Consider the following 13,022-nt stretch of genomic DNA (forward strand, 5'->3'; position numbering starts at 1 on the left):
CCGGACGGTGTTAGACGTGTCGCGGTTGAGAGGCAGAGATCCAGAATTTGCACGAGTTCGACGAGCAATTGGCGCGTGAATTCGTCCGCGGCCTCGTACAGTCGGCCGTCGCGCGCGGTCTCGATCCGGCCATTCGGCTCGATCAGTTTCGGGCGTTGCAGCAAGCGGTCGTCGCTCTATCGCGAGACGCTGCCGTGGTTCGAACCAGCGAGCAGATCATCCGGGCGATCGACTGCGCTCTCCAGGAACTGACCGCGGTGAGATCGTAGTCTGATCGGACGGTTTCCGCGGCGACGCGCGGGCCAGGGCCGGTCGCGAGCGACCAGCGATGCCGCGTCCGACGGTCCGTTTCGGCGCCCGTCCCTCGGGCCCGCGGTGACGGTTCGTTGCGGACACCCGGCAAGTGCCCTATCGGCCGCGGTGATGCCCGACCGATCCCTCCGCGCCGTCTGGTCCGACAGCCTCATGGCCGAGGTCGGCGCCCGCCTTCCCCTCTTCGACGACCTGTCCCCGGACACGATCCGGCGTCTGTCGGCCGAGGGCTTCGGGCGCGGCCTGCTGACGGCGTCCCTGCGCGCCCGCCTGCGGAAGGCCGGCTTCCCGGATCTCGGTCATCTGGCCCAGTCTTCACCGGTCGCGATCGCCACGATCAGGAAGTTCGGTCCCATCCGCGTCGAGCGCGTCCGGCACTTCATCCTCGACGTGCTGGCGCGCTGGCTTCCGGGCGCGCGGGAGATGCACACACCCGAGGCCACGCGGGCGCGGCGGCTCGGCCGGCTGCGCGGGCTGCCGGCCGGATGCCTGCCCCTCGCGGCGGATCAGATCGCGGCGCTCCGCTTCGCGGACGCATCCTGTGCGGACATCGCCACGTGTTCGCGTCTCGGGCTCCTCCGGACAGGCGCCGTGACATCCGGTGACGTGGACCACGTCGTCGCCACGCTCACCCGCCTCGCTCGGGCGCCCGATCCGGTTCCTCCGCGTCCCCTGGAGGAGGCCCGGGCGGCACCGTCGTGCGACGCCGCGAGCGCGGCGGCCCGTCGCGCCGCCCTGCTGGCGGAGCAGGATCGCGAATGGGACGAGGCCGCACCGATCGCGCGCCGGCCTCAAACCTGACGACCCGTCCGGATCCGGAATCGATTTCTCGCGGCGAGACCTAGCAGGGCCGCGCCCTGCCACGGTTCGATCCGACGCGGCGCTGTTCCTGTCCTCGAGGCAGTTCCGCGCATCCTCGAAGACGTCGCGATCGGCCCCTCCGATTGGAGTCATCACCGGCAACCCTTGCGCCGCCGTATCTCCACACCATCTACAGACCATCCAACCGGATGGCGTATGGATGGTTCACATGGCCGACAAGGTTCACGATCTGCGACCCAGGCTGCCTGACAGCGAGAAGATCACGCTCAACCTCGGTTTCGTCGACCTCGGCCATATCGACCTGATGGTGCGCGACGGCTTCTACGCCAACCGTGCCGATTTCATCCGCACCGCCGTGCGCAATCAGATCGAGCGCCAGGGCGAGGCCGTCAGGCAATCGGTCAGCCGGAAGCAGCTCAGCCTCGGCCTGTCGCACTACACGAAGCAGGCGCTCGAGGCGGCGCGCGACGCGGGCGCGCCGCTGCACATCCAGGTGCTCGGGCTGGCCAGCATCGCCCTCGACGTCACGCCCGAACTGGCGCGCGCCGCCATCGCCTCGGTCGAGGTGCTCGGCGCCTTCCAGGCCAGTCCCGCCGTCAAGGCGGCGCTCGCCGACCGGACGGCCTGACGGCGCCACCTCTCCCCGCCGACGCGGCCGGACCCCGCCGCGCCCGCTTCCCGCTCAGCCAGGACCCGTCCGATGGATCACGCCACGAAGACCGCCTTCACGCGCTTCGCGTTCCCGAAGGTCGACCCGGCCCGTGCCGCCCGCGCCGCGGAGGCGATGGCCAGGCTTCAGGAGCGCCAGGCCGCAGCCTTCAGGCTGTGGTCGGGGGCGGCCCGGAGCGCCGCCGGGACGGGTGCGCCGAGCGCGGACGCGGCCGACATCCTCGACATGGTCGCGCCCTCCGCTCCCGGCGAAGCCTGGGTCGCGCCGGAGACGGCCGGAGAACGTCCGGGCCGCCATCCCCACGCCGGATCCGCGGGCGACGTCGCCGGCACCGTGATGCGCACCGTCAAGGAGGCGCTGGCGAAGGCCGGCATCGGTGCGGATCGCGACGGGCGGGACGGTGCGACGCCGGCCGCGCCCCGGCTTCCGGAGGGGGCACGCTTCGAGGCCCGCACGTTCACCGGCGCGGCCGGGACCCGGACCTACAAGGTCTACGTACCGAGCGGCTACACCGGCCAGGCTCTGCCCGTCGTGGTGATGCTGCACGGCTGCACGCAGAACCCGGACGACTTCGCCGCAGGCACGCGGATGAACGCGGTCGCGGAGGCGCGCAGCGTCCTGGTGGTCTATCCGGAGCAGCCGCGCTCGGCCAACATGCAGCGGTGCTGGAACTGGTACGAGCCCGGCGACCAGCAGCGGGAGGGCGGCGAGCCCGCCCTGATCGCCGGCATCGTCCGGCAGGTAATCGCGGAGTTCTCGGCCGATGACAGGCGGGTCTACGCGGCCGGCCTGTCGGCAGGCGGGGCCGCCGCCGCGATCCTGGCGATGACCTACCCCGACCTGTTCGCGGCGATCGGCGTCCATTCCGGCCTGGCCTGCGGTTCGGCGCGGGACGTGCCCTCGGCCTTCGCGGCCATGAAGGGGGACGGTGCGCGCGCGACGGGACAACGCCACGCCGTGCCGCTGATCGTGTTCCACGGCGACCGCGACCGCACGGTGCACGCGGCCAACGGCGATCGCGTGGCCGCGCAGGGGCCGTCGGACCCGGAACTCCGCACAGCGGTGACCCAGGGCCGGACACCGGACGGGGTGGACTACACCCGCACCGTCCGTTCGGACGCGTCCGGCCGCGCCATCGTGGAGCAGTGGGTTCTGCACGGAGCCGGGCACGCGTGGTCGGGCGGCAGCCCGGCCGGCTCGTTCACCGACCCGCGCGGACCGGACGCGAGCCAGGAGATGATCCGCTTCTTCCTGGAGCACGCGCGCGCCGCCGGTGCCAGACCCTGAATGTTGCCGGCCGGTCGGCCGCATCGGCCCGGCCGGATCACGGGACAGACCGCTTCGATCGCAACCGGTCGGCGCGCTCGCGTCCGTCCCGATCATCCAACGGGCGCTGGGCGCAGGTCTCGAGCGGGCCCGCCGCGTCGCGCGCCGGGCGCGACGCCCGTCCGGTCAGGGCTATCTTTGTCGGCCGTGAGAGCGCAGAGTGTTGCCATCACCGGATCGGTTGATCCAGGCTCCGGTGGCTGAGGGTCCATGCCCCCGCCTGCAACGGACAGGCGCGCGTGGCAGACCTCATCACGTTTCCCGCCAAGCCGCGCTCACGACACGCGCGCCGCGCCTATCAGGTCCACCGGCTCGCCCCGACCGGTGGCGTGCTCACGACTTGCGTCATCACAGCGCGCAACGACGGCGACGCCAAGCGGCAGGCAGCGGGTCTGATCGCGGGGCATCATGCCGAGCTCTGGGCAAGCGACCGCCTCGTTGCCGTCTTCGGCCTGTTCGAGACCCCGGTCGCGACCGCGATCCGGTTGCTTCCAGACCAGCCGACGCCCGAACGGTGAGGACGACGTCGTCGGGGCTGTCACCGTATCCAGGAGCGAGATCATGGCAGCGGAACAGAAGCGCGGAAATCGCGAAGCCAAGAAGCCGAAGAAGTCTGTGCCCAAGACCAACGTGTCTGCGCCGTCCGTCAAGGGCTCCGTCGCGGCCGCCACGAAGCCGCCCCGGAAGGCCTGACGCGATGCTCGCGCGTCACGGCCAAGCCGCGTGGTAGAGCCCGGCCAACCCCGGCCATGCCCGGTGATGCGGAAGCTGACCAGGTTGGTCGTCCGTATGGCGCAGCGACCCGGCCTCCTCGAGAGCGGGCGGCTGATCGATCAGCTCACGGATCTGGAAACCGAGGGCCTGGCCCGGAATATTTCGTGGCGCTCCATCGAGACGATCAGGGCCACTCGATTGAAGCTGCGCGTCGAGGGCCTGATGCCGACGTCGTCTCTGCCGCTCGCTCCCTGATGGATGTGCGCATGACTGATCGTGAGACGTGCTTGGAGGCTCTGGGAGCGCTCATCGTCCGGGCGGACCCGGCCGATCTCGCGGCCGCCCAAGATATCCTGCTGCGACTCGTCCTGCGTGAAGACGGTGCGGAGCGACGCGCGGCGGCCCTCGACGGGCTCCGTGCCGAACTCGCGTGCGCGACGCGGGCGGGCTCCCGCTCGCGCGAGCAGGAAGCCTTTCACACGGTCCTCCTCGCGATGATCGAGCGGACCCGCGACATGGCCGGTGCCACGACGGCGTGACGCGCCGCCGCTGGCCGAGCGACCGCGGAAGCGCGACCCGGTCCTCCGAGGCACGAATGTCCCGCGCCTCCCGTCAGATGCCGATGCTCGCCGCCCCGGCCGCGGCCGCCTGCGGAACGGTGGCGCCGTTCCGCAACGCCATCGCTATGGCGATCGACATGGTGTCGATGGCGAGCGCGCGATCCTGCCCGTAATCGTAGGAGCTGCTTCTCCCGGAACTCAGCCGCGCGTAGTAGGCGTCGGGGAATTCCCGATCGATCCGCGTTCTGAGGAGCTGAGCTGCCGCGGCGTAGTTGGCTTCGAAATCCCGGCCCTTGCTCGCCGATGCCCCCTCGAAGGTCCCGGCTTCCTTTCGCTTGGCGATCGCATCGGACCTGCGCTCCTGCGCGCTGCCAAGAAAAAACTGGATCGTTCTGGAGATCAGCCACCGGACGATGGTCATCGGAATCTCCTGAGCGGGCGGCGAATGCGTGCCCGTGCGGATACATAGCACATCGCGTCGCGCCCTGATCTTAAAAATACGACTTCGGAGACAATTAGGAGCCCCGGCCTACCGCCGCGGTATGCCGGGACGGGGGCCGGACGCCGCGCGCCCACCGAGTCGTCGCGCGTCCCGGCACCCGGCCGTGCCTGCACAGCCGACGGTCACGGCGGAGAAATCTGCGGACCCGGATGCACCAGGGTCGTGTCGTGTTCGGTCGCCTGCCACACGGGCCAGGAGCCCTCGCGCACGAACATGGCGAACGCCTCGATCACGTCCGGCCGGTCGAAGGCGTGCACGCCCTCGACTGCACGCCCGACGATGCAGACCGCATCCGCCACAGCGGCCGCGGGCGAGCGGATATCCAGTGAGAACATCACGCCCGATCGATCGGGCCTGAGCGCGTCGGGCAGGACGTCGATCTTGCGCCAGAGGCAGTACCACCGGGCACAGGCCTCCGGGCGTTCGCTGTAGATCCCGCAGCCCGTTCCGGTGTTGTGCCGGCACACGATCCCTGCCGGCTTGTCGAGGGCAGGGATCGCCAGAGCACGGCAGCACACCGTGCAGGAACCGCATGACCGGTCGGGGACGGTGCGCTCGGGAACGCGCGGGGCATCCCGGCTCGGGACGCCGCGGGCTCGTGCTTCGCTTGCGATCGGTCTGTCCTCGATTGCCGTCGTGCGGCGGCGATGGTGCTGATCTCGGAGAGGCGAGGGGGCTGCGCAACCGTCGGTCGCTGCACAGCCCGCGGAGCCGCATCGCCCTCATACCGTGCCGGCGGCCGCTGTTCACGTCCCCCGTCCGGGATGCCGCTCCGCGATCGGGCCGGACCGAGAGGGCGGCGGGTGCTGCGCGCCAGGAACGGCGTCTTCCCGGCGCGTGCCGGGCGCTTCGACGACGGGCCGTGCCAAGCGGCGCCCGATCCCGCAGGCGGGTGGCTCAGGCGGCCGGGCGCCGCGCGTGCCGCCACGCCGCGATCGCGCTCCGTCTCGCCTCGAAGGCCGTGCGCAACCGCGTGCCCGGTGCGCCCTGACGCTCCGCGCCGAAGCCGTGGAGCAGGACCGCATCGGGTCCGAAGGCGCGACGCATCTCGGCGCGCCAGAGGCGGTCCGCGACGGCGAGCGTCGTCTCGGTTTCCGCGAAGCGTTCGATGTTCATGGCAGACGTCCTCCGCTCACCGCCGCCTGCCACAACGCGCTGTCCTGCCCGGAGGTCCAACGCGGCCGTGACCCCGGTCGCGGCCGCAGATCGGCTCGGGGGATCGGCGCGGCTGGAAGACCTCGTGGGTCACGAGGGTCGCACTTCGGCTTCTCCGCGCGATCCCGCGGTGTGGCCGGGCCAGGGGGCCGCCGTGTCAGAGCGCCCGCGCGAGGCCCGCTTCCAGATCGAGTGCGCTGGCGGTCTGCTGAGAGAGGCGGACGCCCGTCGGCTCGACCTCCGCATCGGCTTTCACCGCGCGGCGCACGATGGCCAGCGCCTCGTCCTCCGAGGTGGTAATCGCGGCGTAGAACATGACCAATCGGCCCGACAGCTCCGCGTCGTCGGGCCGCGTCACCTTGAGGATGAAGGCCGTCTGATTGGGTTCGATCATCGCCGCATCGGCCGGGTGGATGTCCTTCGTCGTCGTCATGGATCGCAAGGGCCTCGATCTCGGTCCATCCGGACGCCTTCCGCCGGGCCGGTGCACCATGGCGGATGCGCGTCACGGGACGTCGCGTCGTCCCCCGCTCCCGCCCGCCCGAGACGGTTCAGGCGGGCGTGAGTTCGCCTTCCCGCACGGCGCGCTCGCCGCTCGCGGACTTGATGCGGTAAGTCGGCTCGCCGGAACGGTCGTCCGGCGTCAGGCGGACCACCTCGAAGAGGCCGTCGACGGTGCTCTTACTGCCAGCGTAGCTGATCCCCAGCTGCCGGACATGCTGGCCGATCTTGAACTTGTGAGACATGGGTCGTCCTCCGGAGTGATGGCGCGCGCGGGCTGGGTTCGGCCTAGCGGCGTGCTAGCGGCGTGCACGCGCCTTGCGGGCCGCGAATCGCGCGTCGCGTGCCGCCTTCTGTTCGGCGGCGCGGGCAACCTGCTGCTCCGCCTTCTCGGCGGCCAGACGGTCGGACTCGGCCTCGGCGCGGGCCTGCGCGGCCTGGACCTCAGCCTCACGCTCGATCTCGGCGGCCAGACGAACGGCTTCCCGTTCGGTCGCCCGCAGGTCCCGGGCCTGGACGACCGCGCGCCGCGCGGCTTGCCGAGCGAGGACGACCGGATCATCGGCCGCCGGGCGTGCCCGGAACCGGGCCAGTGTGGCCTGCCGCGCTCTGGCCGTCTCCGCGAGACGATCGACGAGGTGATCGGTTTTCAAAGGCTTCACGAACTCTCCGTGGGCGCACCGGACGTCAGCCCCCGGTGGCGAGACATGGATGAAGCCGCTCCGCGTAGGAACGGCTTCGAAGCGCGTCACGAGTGGACGCGTGAGACTCAGGCCGCCTGAAGGCTGCCGGCCGACTGCTTGCCGGTCCTCCGGTCGGTCTCCATCTCGTAGGAGACCTTCTGGCCCTCGTTCAGGCCTTGCATGCCGGCGCGCTCGACGGCCGAGATGTGGACGAACACGTCCTTGCCGCCGTCATCCGGCTGGATGAAGCCGAAGCCCTTGGTGTCGTTGAACCATTTAACGGTGCCGATGGTCATAGGTATTCCATGTCAGTGAAGGCAAATAGATAGGGCGGGCGCATGGATCACACGCGCCCGGTCGCCGGATGTCGAAAATGGGAGAGATGCAGAACGCTCGCCCTGTTGAGGCGATACGGCCGGATACCTGGCCAAAAATCGATTTCATATCTGTACGCCATCGACGTGTCGATGACAAGTACATTGAGAAATTGCGCGTTTCACGCCGATTTGTGCGGCGATTATTTATCCTGAAACTTCGCGTGGCGTTTCCCGTGAACGGCTCGGACGAAGCGGCTTGCCGGTTCCCGTGCGGTCCCGCGTTCGGCCGCCCGATCTCCGGCAGTGTCGACGGCCGGTCGCGCGTGATGAGGAGGGCCGCGCCAGCGGGGCGGACAAGCGGCGGCAACGTCGGCTCCGACCCGTGATGCCGTCCGCGCCATGGCGCGGATGCGGCGACGTGAACACCTGGCCGCGGGGCGTCCCGGCTCTCTCTACACGCGCACGCAATCCACGGTTCGCGCGCCGGCTCTGGGAGCCGGCGCGCCGTCAGATCCGGAAGCGCGCTACAATGACCCAGGATCTGCCGGACTTTCCCCCGGAGGCGTTCGCCAAGCACGACCGCGATCCCGATCCCGCCTTCTACGCGCAACCGCGCTTCGTGACCCATATCGATGCCGCCGCGGTCGCGGCGGTCACCGACCTCTACAGGGCGATCGTGCCGGCGGGCGGCGACGTCCTCGACCTGATGTCGAGCTGGGTCAGCCACCTGCCGGACGAGGTCGCGTATGCCAGCGTCACCGGTCACGGCCTGAACGCCGCCGAACTCGCCGCCAACCCGCGCCTGACCCGGCATTTCGTGCAGGACCTCAACGCCGAGCCGCGCCTGCCGCTCGACACGGCCTGCGTCGACGCCGCGCTGATCTGCGTCTCGGTCCAGTATCTCCAGCGCCCCGTCTCCGTCCTGTCCGAGGTCGCGCGCGTGCTGCGCCCCGGCGCTCCGGCGGTGATCAGCTTCTCGAACCGCTGCTTCCCGACCAAGGCGGTGGCCATCTGGAGTGCCCTCGACGGTGGGGGACATGCCCAGCTCGTCGGCCTGTACCTCCAGCGCGCCGGCTTCGCCCGCGTCGAGCGGCGCGTCCTCAAGCCCGCGGGAGGGCCCGGCGACCCCGTGACGGCGGTGGTCGGCTGGACCGCCGCGGCCTGATCGGTCCGGATTCGGCCGTCACCGGGACCGCGCCCGGTCTCTCAGGCCGGCGCGCGCGCCGGGAACCAGTTGCCGTGGAAGCCCGGGGGGATCCGGTGCCCGAGGCGGATCCGGGCGAGGGGAGGGGCGTCGAACGCCCGCGCGTCGAGGACGGTGAAGTCGGTCACGTCGCCGGCGGTGTCGATCACGAGCCCGACGAGCCAGCCCTCGTCCTCATCGGCCCCGGTCCGCGCCGGCACGAAGACGAACTCCCCCGGGACGTGACCGGGACCGAAGTCGTGCATGTGGCGCGCGCCCGTCTCGAGGTCGTGCTTGTAGAGCTGCGTCGCACCGGCGAGCTGCGTGTTGCCGTCGGCCGGCACGCTGACCGTGTAGACGTAGCGGTGGCGCTGCCCGAGGCGCCGCTCATCGATGCGGGGGAATTCCTGCGCCGCCGCGTCGATCACGCGCCGCTCGACCCGACCCGTCGACGGGTCGATGATCCAGCGCTCGAGCCGGCCCGGCGCGTCGAGCCCGCCCCCGGCCGAGGCGAACACCGTCCCGTAGGCGACGACATCGAGGATCACCCGCCCGTCCGCGTCGTCGTAGGCGTTGGCGGTGTGGAACACGAAGCAGGGCTCGACGGCGCACCAGACGATGTCGGCGCCGTCGCCCTGACGCGGGAGGAGGCCGACACGGGCCCCGTGGCCGGGGTTCCAGCGGAACGGGAAGCGGTACCCGGCGAGCAGGGCCCGGAACGAGAACGTGACCGGCAGGTCCAGCACGATCACGAAGCGCGCCGTGATCGCGCAATCGTGGATGCAGGGGCCGTGCGCGACCGCGACCGGCACATCGCGCACGACCCGCCCGCTCGGGGCGAGGACGACGTGGCGCACGCTGTCCCAGACGCGGCCGTCATACGCGACGGCGTGCGTCTCGCCGGTCAGCGGGTCGCGGTGCGGGTGCCCGCTGAAGGAGCCGGCCAGCGTCCCGTCGAACGGGTTGTAGCGCTGAGCCTCCAGGGTGGGCGAGAGTTCGACCGGGAAGCTGCCGGCCTCCACCACCGCGAAGATCCGGTCGCCGATCGCGACGACGTTGGTGTTGACGGTGTCGTTGCCGCCCCGCCGCGGCCCGGGCGCCGCGGGCCGCTCGAGCGCCGCGGCGGCCGTGCGCGAGCCGATCCAGCGGTTGCGATACCACAGCGCCCTGCCGCCCTCGAGCGCGAGACCGTGCACCATGCCGTCGCCGAGGAACCAGTCGTGGCCCCGCGTCGCCGCGCGGACGGGGTTCGCCCCCATCTTGAGATAGAGGCCGTCGAGGCCGGGCGGGATCGTCCCGGTGACCGGCAGGTTCTCCAGCGTCAGCTCCGCGCGCATCGGCGCGTGGACACCGACGACGAAGGGATTCGCCGCCCTGGGCAGCCGCAGCCGGTTGCAGGCCGCCACCAGGCCGACGCCGAACTCGGCGGCCGCGCGGAAGGCCGACTGGACTCGATTCGGCATCGGCAGCGCTTCCAGGATGGGGCGGCGGGCAGGAGCGACATCGACGCGAGGCCGTCCGGATCCTCGCCACCGGAGGCCGCCGCACGCGCTTCACGGCGCAGTATAGCCGAAAGCGGTGAGGCGGCGTGCTGCCGGATGCCGCTGCGACCGGAGGCGGCGCGCGTGACGCATGCGGGTGGTCTCGCGACGGTCCGCCTCCGCGCGGTGATCCAGGGTCGCGGACGTTGCCGGCGCGCCTGTTCCCGACCCGAGGCCGGCTCTCGCGATGTCCGCTCCGCGTCGTTCCGACCTGCCGGCCCGCGGGATCGGGCCCATGGCCGTGCCTTGCCGCGACCCGCGATGAATCGGCATCGTCCGAGGGGCCGGGCTCGCGGCGCGCTGGATCGAACAGCGGCCGGGTGACGTTCCTCATGGCCTACATCGCCCAGACAGGAGGAACGCTCATGCGAATTCGCTATCTGCTGCCGCTCGTCGGCTTGCTCGCGCTCACGGCCTGCAAGGACGAGAAGAAGGCCGAGACCCCCCCGCCGCCTCCGCCTCCCGCCGGCACGGCGCCGGCGAACCCTGCGCCTCCGGCCACGACGACGAATCCGGCTCCCGCCAACAAGCCGTAGCCGAGGCGCCTCGAAGGTGGCGGGCCCTGTGACGCATTCCAGGCCCACAGGGCCCGCCCATCGCGACCGGGGCCGACGCCGCTGCCGCCGGCGATGCCGCCGGTCTGGGCGCGCAGCCGAAGCGAAGCTCCGCGACGGGGACGGGGCAGTTCCGTTCCGCACAGCGATCCGGCGCAGCGTCAGCACCGCCTGCTCCGCGCTCGTCTTCCGACCGCGCCGCATGTCCGGCTCCCTCGGTCGAAGCCGATCCTCTCGCTCGCACCGGCCAGGACGGGTCCAAGTCGGTCGGGTTCAGGTCGGCCGGGTCGAGCGGGCCGATCGGGTCAGGGCAGCTCCGGTCAGAGCGAGGCGAGGGCGACACCGCCCAGGGCCGTGAGCGCGACGACGATCCACGGCGCCACCCGACCGACCGTCAGCAGCACGAACGCCAGCACGGCCACGGCGAAATCGCGCGGGTTGCCGACCGCGCTGCTCCAGACGGGATCGTAGAGCGCGGAACCGAGGATTCCGACCACCGCCGCGTTGGTCCCGCGCATCGCAGCCTGGGCCAGCGGACGCGTCCGGAACGCGTCCCAGTAGGGCAGCGTGCCGTAGACCAGGAGCACGCCCGGCAGGAAGATCGCGACCAACGCGATGGCCGCGCCGACCACGCCGTGAGGCGACGGCCCCGCGACCGCGCCGAGGTAGGCCGCGAACGTGAACAGCGGGCCGGGCACGGCCTGGGCGGCGCCGTACCCGGCGAGGAAGGTGCCGGGGCCGACCCAGCCCGGCGCGACCACCTCGGCCTGCAGCAGCGGCAGCACCACGTGGCCGCCGCCGAACACCAGGGAGCCGGAGCGGTAGATGGCGTCGAACAGCGCCAGGCCCTGGGATGGCAGGCCGGCGACGAGCAGATGGGGCACGACGAGGAGCAGGGCGAAGGCGACCAGCGCCGCGGCGCCGGCCCGCCGGGACACTGGGACCGCGAGGTGCCCCGCCTGCGCCTGCGGTGCCGCCCGGCAGAGGACGAGCCCGGCGAGGGCACCGAGGGCGATGGCGCCGAGCTGCCCGACCGAGCCCGCGACGAACACCGTGAGGAACAGGGCCGCGACCGCGATGCCGGCGCGCGGCCGGTCCGGTGCCAGGGAGCGGGCCATTCCCCAGACCGCCTGCGCGACGACCGCCACGGCGACGAGCTTGAGACCGTGGATCACGCCGTCGGCGACCGGACCCGACAGGGCCGCGGCGCCGTAGGCGAAGGCCAGGAGCAGCAGGGCCGAGGGCAGCGTGAACCCCGCCCAGGCGGCGAGCCCGCCCAGGAGGCCGCCGCCGCGGAGCACGCCGAGCGAGAACCCGACCTGGCTGGAGGCGGGCCCGGGCAGGAACTGACACAGCGCCACCAGGTCGGCATAGCCGCGCTCGTCCAGCCATCGGCGCCGGGTGACCAGCTCGTCGCGGAAGTAGCCCAGGTGCGCGATGGGGCCGCCGAACGCGGTCAATCCGAGCTTGAGGAAGGCGCGGAAGACCTCTCCCACGGAACCGGGCGCGCGTGCGGACGCGGACTCGGGCCGCCCGGGCTCAGCGGACGATGAGGCGTCGGTCATGGGCGGCCTGGGTCCGGGCGTGTCGCGAAGGGGCGGGCGTGGCTGGCGTCCAACGACCGGCACCGGGCACCTCGGGGTCGAGCAGCGTCCGGATGCCGTCCGGGAAGAACACCGCCGAGCCTAATACCAAGCTTACCACCCGGCCTACCAGCAGGCGCACCAGGATGACCCAACCGGTTTCCGCGGTTCGCAGGCGGCCGTGCCGGGAGCGCGTCCGTCACGTCCTCGCGAACAGGCGGAGCGGGCCAGGGGCGTTCGCGGGACTGATCCGCTCCGCTCGAGGCCGGCGAGGCCGGGCGTGGGACGACCGGCGCAGGATACCATCCCGGCCGGGCGGGATGGCACCGGACGAGTCTCGGTCTTCGATGGGCGCGAAGCTGGGCAAACCTCGGGCCTTGACCTTCCAACGGTGGGAACCCCCATCTCGTCCGGACGCCGTCGGAAGGAGAGCCGCATGGTCCGATTCGAGGTCGGGAAGACGGGGCGCGGCGGCTGCGCCGGGTCCGTGACCCGCGCCGTGCAAGCCGTCGCGCCCGGCGCCCGGATCGAGGTCGACATAGAGGTCGACCTGGCGACGAAGCGCGCCACCGCGGCCTTCTTGCCCGCCGAGCCCCTGC

19 protein-coding genes are annotated in these 13,022 nt (G+C 71.8%); 10 read left to right on the top strand and 9 right to left on the bottom strand.

The genetic code is table 11. The annotated features are described in order from the left end of the window. The first annotated feature begins 47 nt into the window (after positions 1–47). From ABIC30_RS06945 to ABIC30_RS06980, 8 genes are all read left to right on the top strand, one after another. Entirely contained in the window at positions 48–269 is a 222-nt protein-coding gene (locus ABIC30_RS06945; protein ID WP_020094889.1) for a hypothetical protein, read from the top strand. A 154-nt stretch (positions 270–423) separates the two neighbouring features. Further along, positions 424–1,113: a hypothetical protein gene (locus tag ABIC30_RS06950; protein WP_103985136.1), complete on the top strand. Its 690-nt coding sequence runs from the start codon at positions 424–426 to the stop codon at positions 1,111–1,113. 229 nt (positions 1,114–1,342) lie between these two features. Further along, entirely contained in the window at positions 1,343–1,762 is a 420-nt protein-coding gene (locus ABIC30_RS06955; RefSeq protein ID WP_020094887.1) for a ribbon-helix-helix domain-containing protein, read from the top strand. A 72-nt stretch (positions 1,763–1,834) separates the two neighbouring features. Then, positions 1,835–3,091 (top strand): extracellular catalytic domain type 1 short-chain-length polyhydroxyalkanoate depolymerase, encoded by a 1,257-nt coding sequence (locus ABIC30_RS06960; RefSeq protein ID WP_020094886.1) that lies wholly within the window; start codon positions 1,835–1,837, stop codon positions 3,089–3,091. 278 nt (positions 3,092–3,369) lie between these two features. Then, a complete protein-coding gene (locus ABIC30_RS06965) occupies positions 3,370–3,648 on the top strand; it encodes a hypothetical protein (protein WP_091681675.1) in 279 nt (92 codons plus the stop codon). Positions 3,649–3,691: 43 nt separating this feature from the next. Continuing rightward, complete coding sequence (locus tag ABIC30_RS06970) at positions 3,692–3,823, top strand: hypothetical protein (protein ID WP_354454519.1); 132 nt, start codon at positions 3,692–3,694, stop codon at positions 3,821–3,823. Between the two features lie 96 nt (positions 3,824–3,919). Beyond that, positions 3,920–4,099: a hypothetical protein gene (locus tag ABIC30_RS06975; RefSeq protein WP_244435266.1), complete on the top strand. Its 180-nt coding sequence runs from the start codon at positions 3,920–3,922 to the stop codon at positions 4,097–4,099. A gap of 11 nt (positions 4,100–4,110) precedes the next feature. Next, positions 4,111–4,383: a hypothetical protein gene (locus ABIC30_RS06980; RefSeq protein WP_128083350.1), complete on the top strand. Its 273-nt coding sequence runs from the start codon at positions 4,111–4,113 to the stop codon at positions 4,381–4,383. Between the two features lie 73 nt (positions 4,384–4,456). Here ABIC30_RS06980 and ABIC30_RS06985 read toward each other — a convergent pair whose 3' ends face one another. From ABIC30_RS06985 to ABIC30_RS07015, 7 genes are all read right to left on the bottom strand, one after another. Beyond that, on the bottom strand, positions 4,457–4,825 hold the full coding sequence (locus ABIC30_RS06985) for a hypothetical protein (RefSeq protein ID WP_354454521.1): 369 nt from the start codon (positions 4,823–4,825) through the stop codon (positions 4,457–4,459). Positions 4,826–5,028: 203 nt separating this feature from the next. After that, the gene (locus ABIC30_RS06990; protein ID WP_132368237.1) at positions 5,029–5,373 is read right to left on the bottom strand and encodes a hypothetical protein; all 345 of its coding nucleotides are present in this window, start codon (positions 5,371–5,373) and stop codon (positions 5,029–5,031) included. A gap of 430 nt (positions 5,374–5,803) precedes the next feature. Beyond that, complete coding sequence (locus ABIC30_RS06995; RefSeq protein ID WP_020094880.1) at positions 5,804–6,022, bottom strand: hypothetical protein; 219 nt, start codon at positions 6,020–6,022, stop codon at positions 5,804–5,806. A gap of 196 nt (positions 6,023–6,218) precedes the next feature. Further along, positions 6,219–6,494, bottom strand: coding sequence for a hypothetical protein (locus ABIC30_RS07000; protein ID WP_020094879.1), 276 nt, complete (start codon positions 6,492–6,494; stop codon positions 6,219–6,221). Positions 6,495–6,612: 118 nt separating this feature from the next. Next, the gene (locus tag ABIC30_RS07005) at positions 6,613–6,807 is read right to left on the bottom strand and encodes a hypothetical protein (protein WP_020094878.1); all 195 of its coding nucleotides are present in this window, start codon (positions 6,805–6,807) and stop codon (positions 6,613–6,615) included. Positions 6,808–6,861: 54 nt separating this feature from the next. Then, a complete protein-coding gene (locus ABIC30_RS07010) occupies positions 6,862–7,215 on the bottom strand; it encodes a DUF6481 family protein (protein WP_020094877.1) in 354 nt (117 codons plus the stop codon). Positions 7,216–7,331: 116 nt separating this feature from the next. Further along, positions 7,332–7,541, bottom strand: a complete 210-nt coding sequence (locus tag ABIC30_RS07015; protein WP_012329763.1) for a cold-shock protein — start codon at positions 7,539–7,541, stop codon at positions 7,332–7,334. A gap of 550 nt (positions 7,542–8,091) precedes the next feature. Here ABIC30_RS07015 and ABIC30_RS07020 point away from each other — a divergent pair. Further along, positions 8,092–8,727: a class I SAM-dependent methyltransferase gene (locus tag ABIC30_RS07020; protein WP_020094876.1), complete on the top strand. Its 636-nt coding sequence runs from the start codon at positions 8,092–8,094 to the stop codon at positions 8,725–8,727. A 41-nt stretch (positions 8,728–8,768) separates the two neighbouring features. Here the strand turns inward: ABIC30_RS07020 and ABIC30_RS07025 are convergent, their stop codons facing one another. Further along, complete coding sequence (locus ABIC30_RS07025; RefSeq protein WP_234083283.1) at positions 8,769–10,208, bottom strand: 8'-apo-carotenoid 13,14-cleaving dioxygenase; 1,440 nt, start codon at positions 10,206–10,208, stop codon at positions 8,769–8,771. A gap of 410 nt (positions 10,209–10,618) precedes the next feature. On the opposite strand from ABIC30_RS07025, the gene ABIC30_RS07030 reads away from it, so the two are divergent. After that, positions 10,619–10,822 (top strand): hypothetical protein, encoded by a 204-nt coding sequence (locus tag ABIC30_RS07030; RefSeq protein ID WP_128083351.1) that lies wholly within the window; start codon positions 10,619–10,621, stop codon positions 10,820–10,822. Between the two features lie 338 nt (positions 10,823–11,160). Here ABIC30_RS07030 and chrA read toward each other — a convergent pair whose 3' ends face one another. Continuing rightward, positions 11,161–12,405, bottom strand: a complete 1,245-nt coding sequence (gene chrA / locus ABIC30_RS07035; RefSeq protein ID WP_502915825.1) for a chromate efflux transporter — start codon at positions 12,403–12,405, stop codon at positions 11,161–11,163. Positions 12,406–13,022 lie beyond the last annotated feature (617 nt).

The sequence above is a fragment of the Methylobacterium sp. 1030 genome, from assembly GCF_040544715.1.
GTDB lineage: Bacteria > Pseudomonadota > Alphaproteobacteria > Rhizobiales > Beijerinckiaceae > Methylobacterium.

What these genes read in the sequence shown, in the direction of transcription:
- ABIC30_RS06950 (WP_103985136.1), top strand. Translation starts at nt 424, where the DNA reads ATGCCCGACCGATCCCTCCGCGCCGTCTGGTCCGACAGCCTCATGGCC.
- ABIC30_RS07020 (WP_020094876.1), top strand. Translation starts at nt 8,092, where the DNA reads ATGACCCAGGATCTGCCGGACTTTCCCCCGGAGGCGTTCGCCAAGCAC.
- ABIC30_RS06985 (WP_354454521.1), bottom strand. Translation starts at nt 4,825, where the DNA reads ATGACCATCGTCCGGTGGCTGATCTCCAGAACGATCCAGTTTTTTCTT.
- ABIC30_RS07025 (WP_234083283.1), bottom strand. Translation starts at nt 10,208, where the DNA reads ATGCCGAATCGAGTCCAGTCGGCCTTCCGCGCGGCCGCCGAGTTCGGC.
- ABIC30_RS07015 (WP_012329763.1), bottom strand. Translation starts at nt 7,541, where the DNA reads ATGACCATCGGCACCGTTAAATGGTTCAACGACACCAAGGGCTTCGGC.
- ABIC30_RS06970 (WP_354454519.1), top strand. Translation starts at nt 3,692, where the DNA reads ATGGCAGCGGAACAGAAGCGCGGAAATCGCGAAGCCAAGAAGCCGAAG.
- ABIC30_RS06980 (WP_128083350.1), top strand. Translation starts at nt 4,111, where the DNA reads ATGACTGATCGTGAGACGTGCTTGGAGGCTCTGGGAGCGCTCATCGTC.
- ABIC30_RS06995 (WP_020094880.1), bottom strand. Translation starts at nt 6,022, where the DNA reads ATGAACATCGAACGCTTCGCGGAAACCGAGACGACGCTCGCCGTCGCG.
- ABIC30_RS06975 (WP_244435266.1), top strand. Translation starts at nt 3,920, where the DNA reads ATGGCGCAGCGACCCGGCCTCCTCGAGAGCGGGCGGCTGATCGATCAG.
- ABIC30_RS07005 (WP_020094878.1), bottom strand. Translation starts at nt 6,807, where the DNA reads ATGTCTCACAAGTTCAAGATCGGCCAGCATGTCCGGCAGCTGGGGATC.
- ABIC30_RS06960 (WP_020094886.1), top strand. Translation starts at nt 1,835, where the DNA reads ATGGATCACGCCACGAAGACCGCCTTCACGCGCTTCGCGTTCCCGAAG.
- ABIC30_RS07000 (WP_020094879.1), bottom strand. Translation starts at nt 6,494, where the DNA reads ATGACGACGACGAAGGACATCCACCCGGCCGATGCGGCGATGATCGAA.
- ABIC30_RS07030 (WP_128083351.1), top strand. Translation starts at nt 10,619, where the DNA reads ATGGCCTACATCGCCCAGACAGGAGGAACGCTCATGCGAATTCGCTAT.
- chrA (WP_502915825.1), bottom strand. Translation starts at nt 12,405, where the DNA reads ATGACCGACGCCTCATCGTCCGCTGAGCCCGGGCGGCCCGAGTCCGCG.
- ABIC30_RS06955 (WP_020094887.1), top strand. Translation starts at nt 1,343, where the DNA reads ATGGCCGACAAGGTTCACGATCTGCGACCCAGGCTGCCTGACAGCGAG.